The sequence below is a fragment of the Methylophilus sp. Leaf416 genome, assembly GCF_001424665.1.
Taxonomy (GTDB): domain Bacteria; phylum Pseudomonadota; class Gammaproteobacteria; order Burkholderiales; family Methylophilaceae; genus Methylophilus.
In genome coordinates this window covers 193,577-216,144 of the sequence record NZ_LMQS01000004.1, presented here as the reverse complement: position 1 = coordinate 216,144, position 22,568 = coordinate 193,577, and the positions used below count along the sequence as shown (strand labels likewise).

Annotated in this window: 20 protein-coding genes; 5 read left to right on the top strand and 15 right to left on the bottom strand. The window is 50.3% G+C overall.

The genetic code is table 11. The features are described from left to right. Positions 1–59 precede the first annotated feature (59 nt). The 4 genes from ASG34_RS10785 to ASG34_RS10770 all read left to right on the top strand — a co-directional run bounded on the left by ASG34_RS10785 (position 60) and on the right by ASG34_RS10770 (position 7,894). Entirely contained in the window at positions 60–899 is an 840-nt protein-coding gene (locus tag ASG34_RS10785) for an SPFH domain-containing protein (protein ID WP_055830386.1), read from the top strand. A gap of 169 nt (positions 900–1,068) precedes the next feature. Further along, positions 1,069–4,356: a transglutaminase family protein gene (locus ASG34_RS10780; protein WP_055830385.1), complete on the top strand. Its 3,288-nt coding sequence runs from the start codon at positions 1,069–1,071 to the stop codon at positions 4,354–4,356. 107 nt (positions 4,357–4,463) lie between these two features. Continuing rightward, on the top strand, positions 4,464–7,004 hold the full coding sequence (locus ASG34_RS10775) for a circularly permuted type 2 ATP-grasp protein (RefSeq protein ID WP_055830383.1): 2,541 nt from the start codon (positions 4,464–4,466) through the stop codon (positions 7,002–7,004). A gap of 2 nt (positions 7,005–7,006) precedes the next feature. Then, a complete protein-coding gene (locus ASG34_RS10770) occupies positions 7,007–7,894 on the top strand; it encodes a transglutaminase family protein (protein ID WP_055830381.1) in 888 nt (295 codons plus the stop codon). A 28-nt stretch (positions 7,895–7,922) separates the two neighbouring features. Here the strand turns inward: ASG34_RS10770 and ASG34_RS10765 are convergent, their stop codons facing one another. Continuing rightward, positions 7,923–8,831 (bottom strand): N-acetylmuramoyl-L-alanine amidase, encoded by a 909-nt coding sequence (locus ASG34_RS10765; protein ID WP_055830379.1) that lies wholly within the window; start codon positions 8,829–8,831, stop codon positions 7,923–7,925. A gap of 282 nt (positions 8,832–9,113) precedes the next feature. Between ASG34_RS10765 and ASG34_RS10760 the strand changes: the two genes are divergently transcribed. After that, positions 9,114–9,791 carry an HAD family hydrolase gene (locus ASG34_RS10760; protein WP_055830896.1) on the top strand — a complete coding sequence of 226 codons (678 nt, stop codon included), beginning with the start codon at positions 9,114–9,116 and terminating at the stop codon, positions 9,789–9,791. 3 nt (positions 9,792–9,794) lie between these two features. On the opposite strand, the gene ASG34_RS10755 is transcribed toward ASG34_RS10760, so the two are convergent. The 14 genes from ASG34_RS10755 to ASG34_RS10690 all read right to left on the bottom strand — a co-directional run bounded on the left by ASG34_RS10755 (position 9,795) and on the right by ASG34_RS10690 (position 22,537). Next, entirely contained in the window at positions 9,795–10,439 is a 645-nt protein-coding gene (locus ASG34_RS10755) for an XAC2610-related protein (protein WP_055830377.1), read from the bottom strand. A gap of 39 nt (positions 10,440–10,478) precedes the next feature. Beyond that, positions 10,479–11,120 carry a thiopurine S-methyltransferase gene (gene tmpT, locus ASG34_RS10750; protein WP_055830375.1) on the bottom strand — a complete coding sequence of 214 codons (642 nt, stop codon included), beginning with the start codon at positions 11,118–11,120 and terminating at the stop codon, positions 10,479–10,481. Positions 11,121–11,199: 79 nt separating this feature from the next. After that, entirely contained in the window at positions 11,200–12,465 is a 1,266-nt protein-coding gene (locus ASG34_RS10745; RefSeq protein WP_055830373.1) for a hypothetical protein, read from the bottom strand. A 206-nt stretch (positions 12,466–12,671) separates the two neighbouring features. Beyond that, positions 12,672–12,989 (bottom strand): hypothetical protein, encoded by a 318-nt coding sequence (locus ASG34_RS10740; RefSeq protein WP_055830371.1) that lies wholly within the window; start codon positions 12,987–12,989, stop codon positions 12,672–12,674. A gap of 77 nt (positions 12,990–13,066) precedes the next feature. After that, positions 13,067–15,097: a M3 family metallopeptidase gene (locus ASG34_RS10735; protein ID WP_055830369.1), complete on the bottom strand. Its 2,031-nt coding sequence runs from the start codon at positions 15,095–15,097 to the stop codon at positions 13,067–13,069. Between the two features lie 159 nt (positions 15,098–15,256). Beyond that, positions 15,257–17,008, bottom strand: a complete 1,752-nt coding sequence (gene ptsP, locus ASG34_RS10730; protein ID WP_055830366.1) for a phosphoenolpyruvate--protein phosphotransferase — start codon at positions 17,006–17,008, stop codon at positions 15,257–15,259. Beyond that, positions 17,009–17,278 carry an HPr family phosphocarrier protein gene (locus ASG34_RS10725; RefSeq protein WP_055830364.1) on the bottom strand — a complete coding sequence of 90 codons (270 nt, stop codon included), beginning with the start codon at positions 17,276–17,278 and terminating at the stop codon, positions 17,009–17,011. A 12-nt stretch (positions 17,279–17,290) separates the two neighbouring features. Beyond that, positions 17,291–17,698: a PTS sugar transporter subunit IIA gene (locus ASG34_RS10720; protein WP_055830362.1), complete on the bottom strand. Its 408-nt coding sequence runs from the start codon at positions 17,696–17,698 to the stop codon at positions 17,291–17,293. A 24-nt stretch (positions 17,699–17,722) separates the two neighbouring features. Beyond that, positions 17,723–18,604, bottom strand: coding sequence for an RNase adapter RapZ (rapZ, locus tag ASG34_RS10715; RefSeq protein ID WP_055830360.1), 882 nt, complete (start codon positions 18,602–18,604; stop codon positions 17,723–17,725). 19 nt (positions 18,605–18,623) lie between these two features. Continuing rightward, positions 18,624–19,574, bottom strand: a complete 951-nt coding sequence (gene hprK, locus ASG34_RS10710; protein ID WP_055830359.1) for an HPr(Ser) kinase/phosphatase — start codon at positions 19,572–19,574, stop codon at positions 18,624–18,626. Positions 19,575–19,735: 161 nt separating this feature from the next. Continuing rightward, the gene (gene hpf / locus ASG34_RS10705) at positions 19,736–20,062 is read right to left on the bottom strand and encodes a ribosome hibernation-promoting factor, HPF/YfiA family (protein ID WP_055830357.1); all 327 of its coding nucleotides are present in this window, start codon (positions 20,060–20,062) and stop codon (positions 19,736–19,738) included. A 209-nt stretch (positions 20,063–20,271) separates the two neighbouring features. Next, a complete protein-coding gene (alkB, locus tag ASG34_RS10700) occupies positions 20,272–20,910 on the bottom strand; it encodes a DNA oxidative demethylase AlkB (RefSeq protein ID WP_055830893.1) in 639 nt (212 codons plus the stop codon). 50 nt (positions 20,911–20,960) lie between these two features. Further along, a complete protein-coding gene (locus ASG34_RS10695) occupies positions 20,961–21,869 on the bottom strand; it encodes a hypothetical protein (RefSeq protein WP_235559776.1) in 909 nt (302 codons plus the stop codon). 80 nt (positions 21,870–21,949) lie between these two features. Continuing rightward, positions 21,950–22,537, bottom strand: coding sequence for a hypothetical protein (locus ASG34_RS10690; RefSeq protein ID WP_055830892.1), 588 nt, complete (start codon positions 22,535–22,537; stop codon positions 21,950–21,952). Positions 22,538–22,568 lie beyond the last annotated feature (31 nt).

Here is a 22,568-nt window from a genome sequence, read left to right as displayed (position 1 = left end):
ATCATTCATCGGGATGCGCAATTCAGCAGCCCATCAGTATATTAAACAGAGGAGTTCACATGGAAATCAGCATTATCTTATTGATACTGGCAATTATCGCCATTGTTAAAGGCGTGCGCATCGTCCCGCAGGGCGAAGAGTGGGTGGTTGAGCGCCTGGGTAAGTTTGCCGGCATCATTAGCCCGGGATTGCATGTGATCAACCCGATTTTAAGCAGGGTCAGTTATAAAGTCACGACCAAAGACATCATTCTGGATATTCCTCAGCAGGAAGTGATTACCCGGGATAATGCGGTCATCCTTGCCAATGCAGTGGCATTTATGAAGGTGTCCAATATCGAACGCGCTGTCTATGGTATTGAGAACTTCAGGGAAGCCATGCGTAATATGGTGCAGACAAATCTGCGATCAATTATCGGTGGCATGGATTTGAATCACGCGCTGACTTCGCGTGACCGCATTAAAGCCGAATTGAAACAAGCCATTGCTGACGAAGCACTTGATTGGGGCTTAACAGTAAAAAGTGTGGAAATTCAGGATATCAAGCCATCAGCAAACATGCAGGATGCCATGGAGCGCCAGGCTGCGGCAGAGCGTGAGCGGGTGGCGGTTGTGACTGAAGCGGAAGGTGCCAAGCAATCACTGATTTTAAATGCTGAAGCGCGTCTGGAAGGCGCACGTAAAGATGCCGAGGCTCAACTAGTGGCTGCTAATGCCTCTGCCGAGGCGATTAAACTCATTGCGCAGGCCGTGAAAGAAAATGACACATCAGCGACTTTCTTGCTGGGTGACCGGTATATTCAATCGCTGCAAAAACTCGCTGAATCGCATAATAGCAAGCTGGTGCTAATACCGGGTGATGTGGTCGGTGCCGTTAAAAATCTGATAGGCGGAAAGTAAGCCTGGCATGTGACTGATTGGCCATGATTTGAGATGACCTATCAGTCACTGTAAAACGTTTTCCTGAGTTTATTATCTTCTGATAAAGCTACACATGCTTTAAACCTGAGCAGCTGGCATATTTCCTGCATCTCACTGCTTAAAACAATCATTCCCAAGAGGGGTCGCAGTGGCAATTCGCGTGGCGTTACATCACCGCACCAGCTATACCTTTGACCGCCTGGTCAATCTTTCTCCTCACGAAGTCCGCCTGAAGCCAGCCGCGCATGCGCGTACCCCGGTGCTGGCTTATTCGCTGACAGTCACGCCCGAGAAGCATTTTATTAACTGGCAGCAAGACCCATACGGTAACTACATTGCACGCTGCGTATTCCCTGAAATGGTGCGCGAACTCGACTTTACGGTCGATTTGGTGGCGGATATGACGGTCATCAACCCGTTTGATTTTTTTGTTGAAAAATATGCCGAGCAATATCCATTTAATTACACCGAACAGCAGGCGTTTGAACTGACAGCGTATTTGCAGCCCGATAACGTTGGTTCTCTATTGCAAAGCTGGATAGAAAAAATACGCAGCCAGTTCATCAAGCCGGGTATGGGCATCGTCGATTTCCTGATGAGTGTGAACCAGTGCCTGCAAGGCGATATCGGTTATACGGTACGTCTGGAACCCGGTATCCAAACGCCGGAAGAAACTCTGCAAAAGTTGACAGGATCTTGCCGGGATACTGCCTGGTTGCTGGTGCAGATTATGCGGCATCTGGGCCTGGCCGCCCGATTTGTTTCCGGCTACCTGATCCAGCTTAAAGCCGATGTTGAGGCGCTGGATGGCCCAAGTGGCACCGACCAGGACTTTACTGACCTGCATGCGTGGACCGAGGTATTTATTCCCGGCGCCGGCTGGGTCGGGCTGGACCCGACTTCCGGCCTGATGGCGGGAGAAGGGCATATTCCACTAGCGTGTACCGCTTTACCTTCATCCGCCGCGCCAGTAGTGGGGTTCACCGATATGGCGGAAGTCACTTTCAAACATGAAATGACGGTGACACGCATCCACGAAGACCCGCGCGTGACCAAGCCTTACACTGAAAAAGACTGGCAGGCCATCGTCGGGCTGGGCGACCAGGTTGATGAGCAACTGATTGCCATGGATGTACGCCTCACACATGGTGGCGAGCCGACCTTTGTTTCTATTGATGATATGGATGGTGCACAATGGAATACATTGGCGCTCGGTGACCATAAACGCACTTTGGCGGGTGAGCTGGCGTTGCGCCTGAAATCACATGTAGCGCCCAAAGGGTTCCTGCATTATGGCCAGGGCAAATGGTATCCGGGAGAGGCTTTACCACGTTGGGCGATTAATATTTACTGGCGTCCCGATGGCAAACCTGCCTGGCACGATGCCAGCCTGTTTTCCGCCGAAGGCGCAGATGACGGCTACACACATTTACAGGCACAGGCATTTACCAATCACCTGGCTGATATGCTCGGTTTCCCGCAGGCCTGTGTGATCCCGGCGTATGAAGATGCCGTCGCACTCACCCTGCAAGAACAGCAATTACCTGACAACGTGGACCCGCTTAAAGCGGATCTGAAAGATAGTGCCGAACGTCAACGCCTGGCCCGGTTACTCGACCAGGGTCTCGGTTCTGTGGTCGGCTTTATCATGCCACTCAAGCCAGTCGAGCAGCATAAGGCAGGAGAGTGGCTGACCAGTAAATGGCCATTACGGCGTGAGCATTTGTATCTGCTGGGCGGCGATTCCCCCATGGGTTTGCGCCTTCCCTTAGCCTCATTACCCTGGCAACTGCCTGCTGACATCGAGCCTGACTTTCCGCTCGATCCCTTTGCGGAAACCTCTGCCTTGGGGGAATCGCGTGCACCCATCGTGCGCGCAAAACATAAAACAGTTCAGCCCACGGCGCGCGAGGTCATACACACGGCCTTGTGTGTGCAAGTGCGCAAGGGCAGGCTGTATGTGTTTATGCCGCCGGTCACCCGGCTTGAAGATTACCTCGATTTGCTCAGCGCGATTGAGCAGACTGCCAGCGATTTAAAACTCAAATTGTGGTTAGAGGGTTATCCGCCACCAAGAGACAGCCGCCTTAAATTATTGAGTGTGACGCCAGATCCGGGCGTGATTGAAGTCAATATTCATCCGGCCAAAAACTGGCGCGAACTCGTAGCCAATGTGACTATGCTGTATGAAGAAGCACGCCTCTGCCGCCTGGGGACTGAAAAATTTATGCTGGATGGGCGTCATACCGGTACCGGTGGCGGTAATCATGTCACATTAGGGGGAGAAACTGCAGCGGACAGCCCCTTGTTACGTCGTCCGGACGTGCTGCGCAGCCTGATTACTTACTGGCAACATCATCCGGCACTGTCTTACCTGTTTTCAGGCACGTTTATTGGCCCTACCAGCCAGGCGCCACGCGTGGATGAGGCGCGCGATGACAACCTGTATGAGCTGGCGATCGCTTTTCAGCAAATGGAGAAAGTGGTGCCGGCCGGTAAAGAGAGCAAGCAGCCATGGCTGGTAGATAGATTGCTACGTCACTTGCTGGTCGACCTGACCGGCAATACACACCGGGCGGAATTCTCTATAGATAAATTATACTCACCAGATGGCCCAACCGGACGGCTGGGGCTGGTGGAGTTTCGCGCGTTTGAGATGCCGCCACACGCAAGGATGAGTTTGCTGCAAAGCCTGCTCATTCGTGCGCTGGTGGCACGTTTCTGGAAAACACCCTACACCGGGAAACTGGTGCATTGGGGCACCGAGTTGCATGACCGCTGGATGTTACCGCAATTTATCGCCCAGGATATGGCCGATATCGTCAATGAGCTGCGTCAAGAAGGTTATGGGTTTGAGCAACGATGGTTTGATCCATTTATCGAGTTCCGCTTTCCACGTTATGGTACGGTCGCTTATCACGGCATTGAAATGGAATTGCGGCAGGCGATTGAGCCATGGAACGTACTTGGCGAAGAGGTCTCGGCAGGCGCCACCGCACGCTATGTGGATTCATCGGTTGAACGTATGCAATTACGTGTTCGCGGTCTCACTGAAGGGCGCTATACAGTGACTTGCAATGGGCGGCCACTGCCTTTGCAATCCACCGGCGTGGCAGGCGAGTATGTTGCCGGTGTACGGTTCCGTGCCTGGCATCCATGGTCTGCTTTGCACCCGACCATTGATGTGCAGGCACCGCTGGTGTTTGACCTGGTAGATACCTGGAGCAGTCAGTCACTCGGCGGTTGCACTTATCATGTCGCGCATCCAGGTGGGCGTAATTACGATACTTTCCCGGTGAATGCGAATGAAGCTGAGGCACGCCGGTTTGCCCGCTTCTGGGCGCATGGGCATACGCCTGGCAAAGTGGAAGTGGTAAAAGAACCACCGAATCCGCGTTTTCCGTTTACACTGGATTTGCGCTGGCAGGCGGTTTAGGTAGCCGTAGCCAGATTGCGCTTTGTGATGAACCTACTATCAGGATCATGTTCTCTATGGGTAATGTGCTCACTTTATTCGAAAGCTTCTGTATTTAGATAGCCAGCATGCAAACAGTGCTAAACCAACTGTATTTTTCTGATCGCTACAACGAACTGTTGGATAGCAATGGCCAGTTGCGTCCGCATTGGCAGGCGCTGTCGGCACAGCTGGAGTCTGAAGCACCGACGGTGATGCGTCAGCGGCTGGAAGCGGTGCAGCGCCAGATACGCGACAATGGTGTCACCTATAACGTCTATGCCGATACGCATGGCCTGCAGAGGCCATGGGACCTGGATGTACTGCCCCTGATTATTGCGCAGGCTGAATGGCAGCACATTGCCGCTTCAGTTGCGCAACGCGCTACCTTGCTGAATAAAGTATTGCTGGATGTCTATGGAGAGCAACGCCTGCTGCAAAGCGGCCAGCTGCCGCCGGCACTGGTGTATGGGCACAGTGGCTTTTTACCTTCGTGCGTCGGTGCGCCACATTACGACAATATCGCCCTGCATAGTTATGCGGTGGATATTGCCCGCGCACCCAACGGCCAATGGTGGGTCATGACTGACCGCACGCAAGCGCCAACTGGCGCCGGTTATGCGCTTGAAAACCGCACCATTATTTCCAGTGCTTTTCCCGAATTATTCCGTGACCTGAATATCGAGCGCCTGAGTGGTTTTTTTGCCAGCATGCGCGACAGCCTGGCGCATTGGGGCCACCGCGTCGCCGAAAACCAGGCGCTGACAGTGCCTGCCATGTCACCATTGGGTGCAGGTGAGCCACCATTGGTGGTGATCCTGACCCCTGGCCCTTATAACGAAACTTACCATGAGCAATCCTTCCTGGCCGGTTACCTCGGCTATCCACTGGTACACGGCAGTGACCTGACGGTGCGTAATGGTGTGGTCTGGTTAAAAACCGTGGCCGGACTCAAACCTATCCATGCGATTTTGCGGCGTATTGATGATGACTACTGTGACCCGCTGGAGTTGAATGCCGAATCGCTGCTCGGCGTGGCTGGGCTGGCACAAGTGGCGAGACTGGGTAATGTGGTGATTGCCAATGCGTTGGGCTCTAACCTGTTGCAATCCGGTGCTTTATTAGGCTTTTTGCCTAAACTGTGCAGATCGCTATTAGGTGAAGAGTTACGCATGCCATCCGTTGCCACCTGGTGGTGTGGCGAACCCGCCGCGCTTGAATACGTCATCAATAACCTGGATTACCTGGTGATTCATCCAGCTTATCCGCATGTGGAATCCTCGCCGGTATTTTGCGAAGATTTAAACCAGGCTCAGCGAGAGTCACTGATTGCCAGATTGCTGGCACAACCTGATCATTACATCGCGCAGGAACGGCTGGATATTTCGCACGCACCGGTGCTGGTTAATCACCAGCAACCGCAAATCAGTTCGCTAGCTGTGAGTTTAAGGGTGTACGCTTTTGCCACTCCCAATGGCTATGCGATTATGCCGGGCGGCCTGGCCCGTGTTGCCAGTGGTAAAGATGCGCGCGATGTGACCATGCAACGCGGTGGTACCAGCAAGGATACCTGGGTGCTTTCGCAATATCACCAGCCACCCGGCAATATGTTGCGCAAGACTAATTCCAGCCATGACCTGGTGCGCGAGAATACTTACCTTTCCAGCCGCATGGCTGAAAACCTGTTCTGGTATGGCCGTTATTGTGTACGCAATCTGCAAAAAGCCATTATGTTACGTGTGGCTATCCGCGCCCTGGTGGAATACACACCAGGAACCCGGGTAGGTGAGTGGCCCACCATACAGGGCTTGTGTCAGTGGTTTGAACTCCTGCCAGCTAATAAAACCGCTACGACATCTTGGCAGCCCGCGCAGCTCTGGTCTGATGATGACATCGCGCCATTACTCATACAGGCTGTGTTTTCACAATATTCCAGCAGCCTGGCTACCAGCGTGCAGCAACTTTTCCAGCAGGCGTTTAACCTGCGTGAACGTATTTCCAATGACCATTGGCGCACGGTTAACCTGCTGTCACGGCAGTTTATTACCCGCCATCAACAACCGACCCTGCAAGATGCGATGGCATCCATAGAACAGGCGATTAATCATTTTGTTACCCTGACCGGCTTTGCCATGGACTGGATGACGCGTGACCTCGGCTGGCGTTTCATGTCGCTGGGCCGGCGCATTGAGCGCCTGCAATTTATGTGTGTATTGCTGAGCCGCGCACTGGCGATGCCTGAGCAAAGTAACCTGGAATGGTTGTTGCAAGTGACCAATAACCTGGTGACTTACCGCGCGCGTTACGCGGCACAGCCGGAATGGTTACCGGTGCTGGATTTGTTATTGATGGATGAAAATAACCCGAATTCTATCGTGTTCCAGATCAAGGGCTTGCTGAAATACCTGGAAGAAATGGATGCGCAAGACAATGCAGGAGGTATTGCGGTTGAACTCAGGCATTGCGGGCAGGCACTGATGCAACTGGATGCAGACCAGTGTTTTCATGCTGGTAATATCAGCTTGTCTAACTGGCTCAATGACGCCTATGGGGTAACGCAATCTTTATCTGACCGGCTGAGTTTGCGTTTTTTCAGTTACACCAGCCCCCATGCGACGCCGGGTGCATGATAATGCGCTACCAGGTCGAACATCGCACGCTTTACAGGTATGACACCCCTGTGATCCAGTCGCAGCAATTACTGCACATGATGCCGCGCGAAACGCCGTTTCAGCAGAGTGTTTCGTGCACGCTGGTGTGCAATCCGCAACCTGCAGAACAATCACGACACCTGGATTTTTTTGGCAACCATAATGACTACGTTACCATCCTGATACCGCACCAGTCACTGCAAGTGACCTCGCGCTTCCAGGTAGAAGTATCGCCGCGCCCCACCATGGATGCCTTTATTCAAAGCCCTGCCTGGGAGCAGTTGCAAGCCATGTTGCAGTCGCAAGGTGCACAACATATCGAGGCCACCCGCTATATGTATTCCACTGTAAAAGTAAAGAGCAGCGAGGCGCTGGCAAGTTTTGCGCGCACCTGCTTTACGCCCCAGAGACCGTTACTTGAAGCCGCCATGGCACTGACACAACAGATTTACCGGGAGTTTGAGTTTGATCCGCAAGCGACTGATGTCGCTACACCCTTAGATGAGGTGTTGAATGGCAAGCGCGGCGTGTGCCAGGACTTTGCCCATGTGATGATTGGCGCCATGCGTTCACTGGGCTTGGCATGTCGCTATGTGAGCGGTTACATACTGACGCACCCGCCCAAAGGCCAGCCACGCCTGGTAGGCGCTGATGCTTCACATGCCTGGGTCTCAGTGTATTGCCCGGTGTATGGCTGGGTAGATTTCGACCCGACCAATAATTGCCTGGTGCAGCACGAACATATCACGGTGGCATGGGGGCGTGATTTCAGTGATGTGTCGCCTATGCGCGGCGTCGTATTGGGGGGTGGACAGCAGCAGCTGAATGTCAGTGTGACGGTGACACCACTTGAGTACGCATTGACCTAACCCATTCGCTAATGATTATCCAGACCATTTATCCGTAACGTTTTTTATACTCGTCCTTCAATAGTTGCCTGAACTCAGTCATCGTCATTGATAAAGCACCACCGGGATCATTTTTGCGCCAGCGCCCGATCCCTTTTGGGCCAGCCACTTCGTCGTGTCCCAGCACATAATCAAAATCAAATACACCGGGGTTATTTGCTTTCGCCCATAACAAAAACTCAATCAGCGTTTCCTCCTGCTCCCTGGTGTAAGGCAAGTAAGCGCCTGCCAGGATATTGTCGTGGTTCTTCTCGATCACGCGCACTTTCTGGCTATCCAAAGGTTGTTTGAATGCGGTATCCCAGTAGGTGTAATACTTGCCGTTATGTATCTCCAGTCGTCCTGGATTGGTGATTTCGATACCGACCAGGAAATTGGAAACGCCACTGCGCTTTTCACCCGCAATCGTCCACGCACTTTCCCCGGCATGGTAACCCCACTGGTTTAGCGGGTTGGCCTGCACAAATCGACCATCGGTGCCTATGCTGCAAAAGAAATAAAGGCTATCCGAAATCGCACTGATCGCATTCTCCAGCCCCTTACTGTATTGACCGGCGGTGAAGTGCACAATCGCGCCATAAGGGTAGCGTTTGGGGTATTCCCCTTTTGCAACGCGGCGTATATCAGTGCGCACCAGCGCTTCCGGGTACCACAGTTTTTTTTCGCCTGGCGGATAACGCTTTTTTTCCGGGGTTGCCGCCTCCGCTGGCGTGGGTTGGGGATGATGGCTGGGGCGTGGAGGTTCAGGTGGGGCAAATTCCTGTGGAATCGGTTCTTCAAGCAATTGCGACAAAATTTCAATCTGGTGCAGCGCCAGGGCATCGACTTTGGGGTCGGAAGCTAACCTGGCAATTTGCATGGCTGACCAGCGTAAAGTGTAGAGCTTGGCTTTATCCATCTGAGTCTCCTTGAGCGTTTATATTTATGGTTTCTGTGCCGCCAGCTTTTCATTTCAATGGCAGCCATAACAGCTTTCATGGCATGAGTCACTGAGCACCAGCATCATGCTGGATTTATATTAGCCAACATTTCTTAACACCGATACCTCGAACCCATTTTTAGCGCATACAGAAAGCAAGTTGTTGTTATTAAGTATGTTTTTTGTTGCGATGGACAAGGTGCGGGCAGGGAATCGGCTAAAATAGCGCTTTCCCTTTTTAAAGATTTGGCTGAGATTTCGGTGATTAAAGCAGCAATTTTTGATATGGACGGTCTGCTGATCGATTCCGAACGCATCATTATGCAAGGCTGTATCCAGGCTGCAGCAAGCATAGGGATTACCTACACTCAGGCCGAGTATGTAGAACTGGTGGGCCGTATATGGGCGGATTCCACCCGGCTGATGACGCAGCAACTAGGCAGCGAAGAGAATTTTCAGCATGTGATGCAGGGTCTGAATACCTACCTGGATGCCTGCAACCATGTGTTTCCGCTAAAGTCCGGCGCGCTTGAGTTATTAAAGTATTACCAAGCACAAGGCATAATCTGCAGTGTGGCGTCATCATCGCCAACGTCGCATATTACGCATCGTTTAACACATACCGGTGTGCTGGATTACTTCAGCCATGTCACCAGCGGCCAGGAAGTCACCCGTGGCAAACCCAACCCGGATATTTATCTGTTGGCATTGCAAAAACTCGGCTTGCAGGCGGATGAATGCATTGCATTTGAAGATAGTGAATTAGGCGCACAGGCGGCGATTGCGGCCGGGCTGCGCGTCGTGGTGGTGCCGGATTTAAGGCAGCCGAGTGACTTGGTGCGGGCACAGGCCTTTCATGTTGTGGGGAGCTTGCATCATTGGCACCAAAATCATGACACGCTCATGGGCTGCGTGGCGGAGACCTTTCGAATCGGCTAGAGCTCAAAAACTCTCACAAGATTCCTTTTGTAAATTTAAATGACCATCACTATTGAGTCTATATTTTTGAGATTTGGAGCACATATGTTCAGTATCCATTGATAACTCAGAGCGTTCCGTTTCCACAAGTGTACTGTTGATCCAACAATAAGTTGAGTTAGTGCCACCAAAAAAATCTCCATAGGTTTTAGCACTGGACCCAGACAAACAATTAGGCTGTTGGCTAATTTTTAAATTGGGTATGACAGAAAGATCGTCCGAATAAATAAAGGTACTAGAGGCTTTGCTGTATAAAAAAACCTCATAGGTAACATCGCCATTTGCATTCATTCCGTTTACCCATGAAATATCCTGGCATCCATCAAAGTTATAATCATCTATATAAAAATGGTCGGCCGGTTCATAGCTAGCCTCACCTTTTAAAATGGCAAAAATATTGCCGGATAATTTATTTTTCACTAGCAATGTTCTTTCAGACAAATCTTTTGAGTTTGTCTCATCCCATTCCAGAACATAATTCGAATCGTGAGTGTGGTTACACCAGTTAACACCCTCTTCTGCATGCAGAATGATAGAAAAAAACATGAAGCATGATAGGACATACATCGCTGAATTTAGCCAAATACTCAAAATTTCATCAGTTTTCATTTGCGGCTATGTGTTTAGAATTCTCTGTTTAAGGGAAGCTTAAGATAAAGGCCGCAACAACCAGCATTTTTCCTGCGCTGGATATTGTCCTTTTAACCCTGTTGGCAATCTTTCTTCTGCCAGTAAATCAAGGCTGTAAGCTTGGCTGTAAAGTGTGATCAATTCGCTGTCATCGACATTAAAAGGTGGCCCCGCTACCAAGGATTTATCGTAATGAAAAGTAATCAGAAATTGTGGCGCTTTATGACTGATGTCGATTAAGCGCTGGCTATAAATTGCACGTATATCTTGCGGTAAAGCAATCAGCGCGGCGCGGTCGTAAATGGCGTCTACGTCGCCTAGCAATGCTTTATCCAGCTCAAAGAAATCGCCCTGGAAAATATCAATATGCTCAGCGCTGTAGTGGCGCAGCGAACCGCGCTGGGTAATGGTCGGTGTGATGCCTAATTCTGTGAATAAACTATCCACCGCTAACTGGTTTAGCTCAGCGCCGGCCACTTGCATGTCTTGTGACAGCAACCAATGGATATCCAGCGTTTTGCCGCATAAAGGAATGAAAACGCGCTGACCGGCTTGCAAATCAAGCGTCTGGAAATGCGCTGCAAGTAACGGATTCACCGCATCCAGGTGAAAGCCAATTTGCTGGTTCTGCCAGCGGGTATGCCAGAAATCGTGTTGCATAAAGTATTCGTAAGTGAAGGTTATTGTTGCCGATAGTATAAATCAGCATGTTGATAACCTGCCCGAAAAACGAAGATGATTATTCTGAGCCGGAACCCTGGCTTAATTTGGCCTGTGCTTCGAGTACACCTTCTTCCACCCCCGCAGCCGCAGTGAGCTTGGCGACATTGTCGCGGGTAAAAAAGCCATCGAAGCCATCATAACGTTGTACATATTCGATGATCAGTGACGAATGTTCCGAGGCATTGGAAAAAATCTGTTTCAGCCCTTCTTCCTTGGAGCCAATCACATCCAGCAAAAAGCCTTTACCCTGTGCGGCGATGGCATCGACCACAAACTCAATGTTTTCCATGCCATCGCGCATGCCGTCTTTGACTGATAACGCCACATGGTGCAGCCTTGGCCCATAGTTGCGCACAAAGGTTTCGGTAGGAGAGGCCAGTTTGCCCAAATGATTGACGAAGTAGGGCGTGTTGTTGGCAGTAAACACTTTGGCGGGGCTCTTGGTTTCGGCCAGGCCATGCACGCTCTTGGTCACATTGGTAGAGGAGTTCTGATCCCAGATATTGTAAGCACCCCAGAAATAGTAGCTGGACCAGGATAAGTATTCGAGGATAGCCACTTCCCGGTTCTGGCTATAGACACGGGTCGCCAGGTGGTCCACCGGCAAAATCAAATCATCTATACGCAGTCTGGCCTGCTGGTTTTTGGCTGCATCGTAAGCTGCCTGTACATCAGAGCGTATGGTGCTGGTCCCCAGTGCATACACGCGTAACTCACCAGGCTGACGCTGCATGTAGCCGACAATATTATGCGTGTATGGCGAAGGCTTGCTGATGGCGACATTATCCGGCAGCTCCATTTTGCGCACCTCATCACGGGTGAAGAAACGGAACTCGCGGTCTTCCTGCAATTTGACCACCTCATGCATATTGGTCACGCGGATAATTTCGCCCATATAACGACTATTCGGCTTGCGAGCACCCACCGGGTAAATTTCATTTAAAGAACGGAAAATGCCACGGAAGTTAGGATCTTTAACCTCACGGATCAGCAAATCCGGTGAATCCAGGTCTATGCGCAGCACATGTGTCCAGTGCTGCTCGCTCTCGAGCGTCACCAGGTAGTGGTAAGACGTCATCAGCGATAATTCTGCAATATATTGAATCGAATGATCAGGGTCGACTGTGATCATCAGCGCGTCAATTTCCTGGATTAGATCAGTCAATCCGACCCGGTCACGCTCTTCCAGCAGTTTTTGCAGGTATTCCTCAAAAAAAGCCGAGTTTTGTTTGTCGCCATGGCGGGCGAACTGGAATGAATTAAAACGGGATAAAGTATTCATGGGCGCTATCAGGTTATGTCTTGATCCCTATTAAGCAAGGCTTGTACCTATTGCTGCATATGCATAACTCAGTGCAAAAATGCTGCTGAACTGTATAAAATCGCCGATTTGAACCGGAACCAGGCCGCAAGAAACAAACAGGGCGCAATAGCGCGCCCTGTTTTAGTGCCGGATTGCGCCAGAAGATAGCGCAAGCAAAAAGGAAATCAGCGAGGTTTCAGCGAACCACGACGTAAAATCGGGTCATCAAACGCAATACAGCGCCCGACACCTAAAAAGCTCGGGCGCATGCCCAGAGGGCATCCATTGCTACGTTCAAATTGCTCTACTTTTTCTTTTGCGACTTCGGCTTTCTTGGCGTCTTTAAACTCCCAGTAACCATTGGCGTGTAACACCACTTCATCACCATCGGCCGTTTTGGCGTGTATGTCATCTGCTTCATCTTTGGCGGCGAATGCCAGCGCAGGGATTAGCAGGCCAAGAAAAATAAGCTTAGTAAAAATAAGCGTAGATAAGCGAGACATATTGTTATCCTTATAAATAAAGCTTGGAGTTAAACAGAAAAAAGCCAAGTCTTGTTCACTTGGCTTTTTTCAAGCAATTAACTGGCCATGCCATTATGCCTGAGTAAAGCATCCAGGCTAGGTTCTCGGCCACGGAAGGCAACAAACGATTCCATCGCCGGACGCGAGCCACCCTGGGCCAGTACTTCATTCTTGAAGCGGCTGCCAGCTTCTGCAGACAATACACCCAGCTCTTCAAACAGGCTATAAGCATCGGCAGATAATACTTCTGCCCATTTATAACTGTAATAACCTGCTGAGTAGCCACCGGCAAAAATATGGCTGAAGCTATTCGGGAAGCGGTTCCATTTAGGCGGGCGCAGTACTGCTACTTCATCCCGTACCTGCTCCAGAATATCCAGCGCGGTTTGGTTGCTGTCAGGATCAAAGCTGCTGTGCAGACGCATGTCGAATAATGAAAACTCAATCTGGCGAACAGTTTGCATGCCAGCCTGGAAGTTTTTGGCAGCGACCATTTTGTCGAAAAGCGCGCGTGGCAGTTGTTCACCGGTATCCACATGCGCAGTCATGTGACGCAATACATCCCATTCCCAGCAGAAGTTTTCCATAAACTGGCTGGGCAATTCCACTGCATCCCATTCCACGCCTTTGATGCCCGAGACACTGTATTCATCCACCTGTGTCAGCATGTGGTGCAAACCGTGACCAAACTCGTGGAACAGGGTAATCACTTCGTCATGCGTGAACAGGGCGGGCTTGCCGGCCACTGGCGCCGAGAAATTGCAGGTTAGGTAAGCGACAGGCAGTTCAACGCCATTGGCAGTTTTGCGACGGGTGATGCATTCATCCATCCATGCGCCGCCACGTTTGCCGTTACGCGCATATAAATCCAGGTAGAAATAGGCGATAGGCTGGCGGTTCTGGTCGCTGATTTCGTAAAAGCTGGCGTCTTTGTGCCATAGCGGCGCATCCACCTGGCGAACCTGTACGCCAAAGATGGTTTCCACCACTTTGAACAGGCCGGCTTTTACCTTGTCTTCGGGGAAGTACTGTTTTACTTCCTGGTCAGAGAACGCATATTTTTCCTGACGTAATTTCTCGCTGATATAGCCGGTGTCCCAGGCTTGCATTTCGTCAAACCCAAGTTTGCTGGCATAGGCTTTTAACTCGGCCACATCTTTCTCGGCATATGGCTTGGCACGCTTGGCCAAGGTATCCAGGAAGTCGGTCACCTGCTGCGGTGCATCGGCCATTTTTGTGGCTAATGATAATTCGGCATAGTTTTTAAAACCTAATAACCGTGCTTCTTCCCGTTTGAGTTTCAGCAGCTCGGCAATCAGTGGCGTGTTATCCCATTCCGGCTTGCTAAATTCAGAAGCACGTGTCGCGTAAGCGCGGTACAAGGTTTCGCGGAGTGCACGGTTGTCGCAATACTGCATGACCGGCATGTAGGATGGGAAATGCAGGGTGAACAGGTAGCCCGTTTTACCTTCAGCTTTGGCGGCTTCAGCAGCCGCTTGCAACGCATCTTCAGGTAATCCAGTTAATTCGGAGGCATCTTCAACGATATGTTTGAAGTCATTGGTGTTATCCAGGATGTTTTCTTCAAATTTACTGCCGAGCTTGGAAAGCTGCTCCGCGATTTCCTTGAAGCGCACTTTTTCTGCCGGAGGCAGTTCAGCGCCACCGAGTTTGAAACCACGGACTTCATTTTCGATGATTTTCTTTTGTGCCCGGCTCAATTGTGCATATTCAGTGCTGGCCTGAATCGCTTTGTATTTGTTATACAAACGCTCATCCTGTGATAAATCGCTGTAGAAATCGGTCAGTTTAGCCAGATTATCGTTATACGCCTCACGCAGTTCTGGCGTATTCACCACGGCATTCATATGCCCCACCGGCCCCCAGCTACGCGAGAGTTTTTCCGAGAAGTCTTCTACCGGCTGCACAAAGTTTTTCCAGGTGGCTTGTTCGCGCGAGGTCGCCAACTGCTCAACCAGTGCACGGCCTTCGCTAATCAGCTGGTCAATCGCCGGTGACACATGCGCAGGCTGAATTTCGTTAAATTTTGGCAGGCCGTTAAAAACGAGTAATGGATTCGTGCTCACAACAATGTCCTTTGATGAATGCGTTTGAGTTCAAGCAGTGCTTTAATGATCAGATGGCAATTATTGGCCAAATGTTCACAATTGCGTGATTGTATATTTTGATGATGGTGATGAGTTTTGTTTAATCAAGGCCATTGCCTGAGCATGCACAGGCATCTGTCAGGCAAACTCACCATTAAATTTCCTGACCAGCGGTTCGATTTTTTCGAGGTCGCTAAACGATAAGATCTTCTTCGCCTGCCGAGACAGTATCGCTTCTTCACATTGCAAAATCTGGGATTTCACGCTGAGAATCTGGGAGGGATGCATGGACAATTGGCGCATGCCGAGGCCCACCAGTAAGCGTGTCAGCCTAATATCCCCCGCCATTTCGCCACACACGGAAACCGGTTTTCCATATTTTTCTGCGGCTTGTATAGTCATCTGGATCAGCTTTAAAACTGCCGGATGCAGCGGGTTATACAAGTGCGCCACCGTATCATCGGCACGGTCGATCGCCAGTGTGTACTGTATCAAGTCATTGGTGCCAATCGACAGAAAATCCAGTTCTTGCGCAAACGCTTCGGAGTTGATGGCCGCAGCAGGAATTTCAATCATGCCGCCCAGGGCAATCTGGTCATCGAAAGGAATATTCTGCTGGCGTAATGAATCCTTGGCGCGTTGTAACAGCAGTTTGGTCTGGCGCAATTCTGCCAGCGTCGACAGCATGGGAATCAGGATTTTGACTTTTCCGTAATGTGAGGCGCGCAATAATGCACGAAACTGCGTATGGAAAATATGCGGTTCGGACAGGCAATAGCGTACTGCGCGTAAACCGAGTGCCGGATTAGTGGCAGTCACGATTTCATCAGGATGTAATTGTTTATCGGCACCGATATCCAGCGTACGTATGGTCACCGGATAGCCTTTCATGGCCTCGGCGACATGTTTGTACGCTTCAAACTGCTCCTGCTCACCAGGCATTTCGCGCCTGTTCATAAACAGGAATTCGGTACGGTACAAGCCTACGCCTACCGCCCCTGAGGCTTTGGCGCTGACCACATCTTCAGGCACTTCAATGTTGGCAAAAAGGTCAATCGCAATACCATCTACCGTGACTGCCTTGGTGGTTTTGATGCGTTGCAGTTTTTGCTGTGCCAGCTGCCACTGGTTTTGCTTGAGCTGGTATTCGGACAGTACTTCCGGGTCGGGATTCACAATCACCACGCCCTGGGTGCCATCGACGATCATCAACTCGCCGTCATTGATCAGGTCGCGTGCACGCTGCAGGGCCACAATAGACGGGATATTGAGGCTGCGTGCCAGGATCGCGGTATGCGAGGTGATGCCGCCGACATCGGTAATAAACGCGGCAAACTGGTGATGCTTGAACTGGATAGCGTCGGCTGGCGAGACATCATGTGCCACCAGGATCATGGCGCGCTCTTGTTTAGCCTGCTGTTTCTTTTCGCTGGCATCCAGTTGGTCTCGGCCCAGTAAAACCTTGATGACACGCTCTACCACTTGCACCACATCGTGTTTGCGTTCGCGCAGATAAGGGTCTTCTATCGCATCAAACTGGGCGACGATATCGTCCATTTGCTGCTTGAGAGCCCACTCGGCATTACATCGCTCCGTGTGGATAATGGCTTTAGGCGCTTCGGACAGCGCCTTGTCGCTTAGCATCGCCAGATGCGTATTGATAAATGCACTCAGCTCGGCAGGCGCATTGACAGGTAACTGAAGTTTGATCTGTTCCAGGTTTTTCTTGACGATATCAATCGCACTCTCAAAGCGTGCGATTTCGACCGGGACAGCTGCGGCAGGCACTTTGAAGTGCACAACTTCCAGCAAGGCATGGGAGATCAGGTGGGCATGTCCAATGGCAATGCCACTGGAAACACCCACGCCGTGCATGCTAAAGCTGGTCAATTATTCACCCTCGCCAAAATAATTGTTGATCAGCGCTTGCAGGGCAGTGATGGCCTGCTCTTCATCCGCGCCGGTGGCTTCAATCTCCACAATGCTGCCTTTGGCGGCGGCCAGCATCATCACGCCCATAATGCTTTTGGCATTCACGCGGCGACCGTTTTTTTCTATCCAGACCTCACTTTTAAATTGGCTGGCAGTCTGGGTAAGTTTAGTAGAAGCACGCGCGTGCAAGCCGAGCTTGTTGATGATTTCTAAAGAAATTTTGGCCATAAATTATTGGAATTATTGGGTGTGATGACAGGTTGTTTTGGTAAAGTGGACCACCCCTTCGCGGCCACCGCTGAGGGCTTTTTCTATGCAGGCATGCAAGCCTTCGTGACGATAATTAAGCACGCGGACCAGCATGGGCAGGTTTACGCCAGCAACGCCTTCGGTTTCATCCGGGGTCAGCAAGCGGGTGACGATATTGCAGGGCGTCGCGCCATACATATCGGATAACACCAGCACGCCCTGGCCGCTATCTAACTGTTGCACCAGTGCCTGGGCTTTTGGCAGGATTTGCGAAGGGTCATCGTGATTGGATATTTCGAGATAATCCAATTGTACCGGGCGATTTCCCATGACATGGGTCGCGCAATCGATCAGGCTTTGGCCAAAACTGCCATGCGCAATAATCAAAACACCAATCATAGTTTTACTTTCAGAGTCCGTTGTTTAAGGGGATATAACAGCTGCAACCTCATGCAATTCGCGATGACGGATCATCACCTGGTGCAGTTGCTTGAAATACGCCCCCAATTGTTCCACCAGATAGACGGAACGGTGTTGCCCCCCTGTGCAGCCGATGCCAACCGTGACATAGCTGCGATGGTCGTGATAAAAGCTTGGTAGCCATTTTTCTATATAGTGCTGAATATCATGTTGCATTTCAAGCACCATGGGTTCATTTTGCAGAAATTGCTGTATAGGCGCCTGCTTGCCATTGTAAGGACGCAAAATCAGGTCGTAATGCGGATTCGGCAGACTGCGGACATCAAATACAAAATCGGCGTCGAGCGGAATGCCATGTTTAAAGCCAAATGAAATAAACGATAACACCAGGTTATGCGGGCGCACTTCCTGGAAGCCCTGTTCGATTTGCAGCATCCAGTCGCGGGTGTGGTTACGTAATGCGTTGGATGACAGATTGCTGGTATCAACATGATGGCCGATATTGCTCAGTCCTGACAACAGGTCGCGTTCGTGGGTGATACTTTCAGCCAGTGCCTGGCTAGGCGTGCTGAGCGGGTGTTTTCGGCGGGTTTCAGAAAAGCGTTTGACCAGTGTTTCATGGTTGGCGTCAAGATACAGCAAATGAAACTGAATGCCCTGCGTTTTCAGTGTTTGCAGGATATCGGGTAGCGATTCGATGGCGATGCTGCGGCTATCGATACTCACCGCGACTTTGGCCGCATTCTGGTCGGCCACATGATTCTGGATATGCGGCAGCAGGGTGGCGGGTAAATTATCAATGCAGTAATAACCGCTGTCTTCAAACACGCGCAGCGCGATGGTTTTACCCGAGCCGGATAAACCGGTCACAATCACCAGTTGCATTTGCGTGACCACCTGTTTGTCATCTTAATTTGCTTTCTCTCAGCATGATTTGTTTTTGCCGTTGCGTCAGCTGCTTGGTGGCGTTTACCCCACGTAATAACAACATATGGTTACGCACTGCCGCTTCTACAAGTACTGCAATGTTGCGCCCGGCGGCAATCGGGATAATCACTTTGCTGACTTCTACATCCAGCAGGCGCTCCGTATGACGGTTGGCACTTAATCTATCCAGTTCCAGCGGGTTCATGCCGTCGGCCAGTTCCAGCTGTATCATCATATCCAGCGGCTTGGTTGGTTTGACCGCATTATCACCATACAGTGCGCGGATATTCAAAATGCCCAGGCCGCGTACCTCGAGAAAGTCCTGCAACAATTCCGGGCAACGGCCTTCGACCCGTTCCGGCGAAATTCGGTAAAAATCGACAATATCGTCAGCTACCAGGCGGTGGCCGCGTGAAATCAGTTCCAGCGCCAGCTCGCTTTTGCCAATCGCGGCACTGCCGGTAATCAGCACGCCAAACCCTTGCACTTCCATAAATACGCCATGCAGGCTGGTGGTTTCTGCAGTAGCGACGGCCAGGTAATGGCCAAGCAATTCCATTAGCTGCGGGCTGATCATGGGTGTGGTGAATAAGGGTACCTGGTTTTGCTGCGCTGCTTCCAGCATGGTCGGCGGCACTTTTTCGCCATTGGCGACCACCACCATGGCGAGATCGGTAGAAAATAAATTGGTTACAGCCTGTTGCAGCGCCAGGATAGTGAGGCCACCAAGGTAATCCATTTCCGCACAGCCCAACACTTGTACGCGGTTTGGATGGACAAAATTTAAATGCCCGACCAACGCCAGTGACGGCTTGGTCACAGTGCCGGAATTAAGGATTTTTTTGCCGCCGGATTCGCCCGCCACCCATTTCAATTTGAGTTTTCCGCGAATTTGCTTGTACAAGTCGGCCACTGAGATTTGTGCCATGTATGTCCTGAACCAGTTGCAACAAAAAGTCGAATCTTATTTTACAACCGAAAGTTGTTGCTGGGGAGTCAAACGAGGTAAAAGTACTGAAGTATGGGAGGGTGATTTAATTCTCTACCCGGGCGGGTAGAGAAGGATGAAACTAAGGCTAAGTAATTAAGTTAGGCACTTAACTGATGCTTCACAGCACCACCGGATTTATGATGGTCGCCGTTTTTTTCCTTGTGTTTCAATACCTGTCGGTCAAGTTTATCAGTAAGCATATCTATCGCACTATACATATTTTCATCTGCGCAGGCAGCGTGTAAATCATTGCCTGGAACATGTAGCGTGGCTTCAACCTTTTGGGCGAGCTTTTCTACAGACATGGTAACTTTGACATCAATCACATGGTCGAAGTGATTGCTGATGCGCGAAAATTTGGATAAAACGTATTCGCGCAATGCCGGAGTGATTTCTAAATGATGTCCTGTAAGTTGTAAATTCATGACAAACTCCTTTAGTGAAAAAGATCCCATCCTGTTCTCAATTGCCTTATCAATTGGGCGGCCGGGACAAGTTCAGTGTACTCTTTTGAAAAACAGATGCAACCCGGAATAGCACTGGTTTTTTGATGCTGATCAGGCGTTTTGCGGATACCCTTAAGCGTAAGATATTGAAATAACTACATAAACTGTAAGGTAATGAACAGTTATATTTATTGCGTTTTTCTTAAAGTAAGGTTAATGCGCTGGGCGCCAATGACAGGATGCACATCAGGTTTTATAGTGGTAATTCCGTGGTAAAAACGCCGGCTGGGGCCACCCCAAACCACAACATCGCCATGATTTAATGGCACTTTGATAGATTTGTCACTGCGTTTGGCCCCGCCAAATAAAAACGTAGCCGGAATACCTAGCGACACCGAGACAATCGGCTGCGAGAAATCCTTTTCATCTTTATCCTGATGCAAACCCATCTTGCTGCCGGGTTCGTAGATATTAATCAGGCAGCTATCTGGCACAAAGTGTGTATAACCGGCAGCTTGAGCCGCCTCAGCAGCCAACTGCAAAATGACAGGTGGTAAGGTCGGCCAATGTAGATTGTTCGCAGGATTGGTTGCGCTGTAGCTATAGCCTCGCAGACTGCTCACCCAGCCAAAATCACCTATGCTGGTTGTTTTAACCGACATAGGGTAACCGCTGGGTGTCGTCATTTTTTGCGCAGGATGCAACGCTAAATGCTGCTGCAAATAAGGCCAAATCATCCCTATGAATGGCAGGGCGAAGCCGGGTAACCAGAAAGCGCCTTCAGCAAGCTCTACTTGCGAAGATTGTTGTTCAGAAAATAAATCCATCAATAATGATCTTGTATGAAGAAAGTGCCAGGTGGGATCGCTGCCAGCGCTCAGTGCATCCACTCAATACGGACATTTTTCTGCCTGGCAAGTTTCTCCATATGCGGAATAGCCCGCTCAAGATGAAAGAGGTAATCAGCAGCAGATTCCTGATGAAAACCCAGCACCATGACTGGCTTATGGGCATTCAATAGTTGCTCGAACAGCTGCAATAGCTCTTTGGTGTTGGTGTAATCGGCCAGCGCGGCATTATCAGGGTATTCCATCAGCTCGGTGCTGAGTGCATAAGGTTGCTCCAGCGGCGTACTATGCGGGTGCAGTGCTTTTAACAGCCTGATCATGCTGCTGTCCTGATGCCATCGCCCGGCGAGTAAATTGGCATCGATATTTGAGCTATCCCACTTAAAGCGGTTTGCCTCCAGTGCGGCTTGCAGCTTGGGGCCAGATTGCCAGGCACCGGCACGGAAATGACGTGGTCGCTGAAAGCCATTCGTCACCATTAACTCGCTGCTGCACGCAACCAGTTTGGTCAGTTCTTGCTGGCTGTAGGCATACTCAAGGCTCACTGTATAACCACAACTGGCCTGGGCGCAGTCTTCCGGTGTATCAGTGATGGAAGGCCTGGCCTGAAAAGTTACCCCGCAATGCTCGACCAATGAACGCATGGCATGCACATGCAAACCTACCGTGTCATGCGGTAAAAACGTGCTGCGGATATGGCTGCCTATCTGTGCGCGATTGACGCCTGGCTGTATGAAGTAGGCAGGATTGATGAGATGAAGTAAGGGAATGTACGGAAATTTTTCACGGAAAGAACGCATGGTCTGGAGGTTATCTTCTTCCAGCGATAAACCTTCCCAATCGACAGTCACCCATAGCTGCATGCTGTCTGTCGCCATTGCTGTTCCTGAAATGAGTAATACCACGAACAGCAACCATGTATCGAGTAGACTGCGCATAGACATGCATCCCAATCACATATGATCCCAATAAACGCCGGAGAGTCATTACCTGAGTTGTTCAGATTAGCGCAACTCCACTAATCCTGGGTACATTTAATCGTGTGATTCACCATTTTTCCATCCATTAGCTGTATGGTTTCTTCACCTAAACGACATTTTTTCTCGGCATCCATATGCCATTCGTTCTTGTAGATTTCCGTATAACTATTTCTATCCCATGACCACGTAGATTCGCTACCATGTGTCGCCTCACTCGAAGCTTCACTGATTTTCCTGTATCCGTTTAATTTTTTGTCCAGTACTTCTACTTTGCTGGTGGCTGGCATATTCCAGATCAGTTTCGCTGCACTGCCTTTCATCTGATACAGCCATACCGGGCATGTAGATTCGCTGCATAAACAGGTGCGCACAGGTTTTACCAGGTAAGCCTTTGCGCTCTTATTCAAGCTCAATAACTCTGCTTCAAACAACTCTGCAGGTTTGTGTTCCGAGCAACTGGCTAGTGCAGATTTACCTACTTCTTTGGTCAGGTGAGAAATGATAGAGGCAGGAATTTTAGCCGGGTTTTTGAACTGCTCTTTGGTGCTGAACGTTTCATCCGCCTGGGCAAGTATCGCGTTAAAAAATAGAAAAAATAGTGCTGCGTTTGCAGCTAGTGATCTCATGGTTACAAACATTATTGTGATGCCTTTTAAG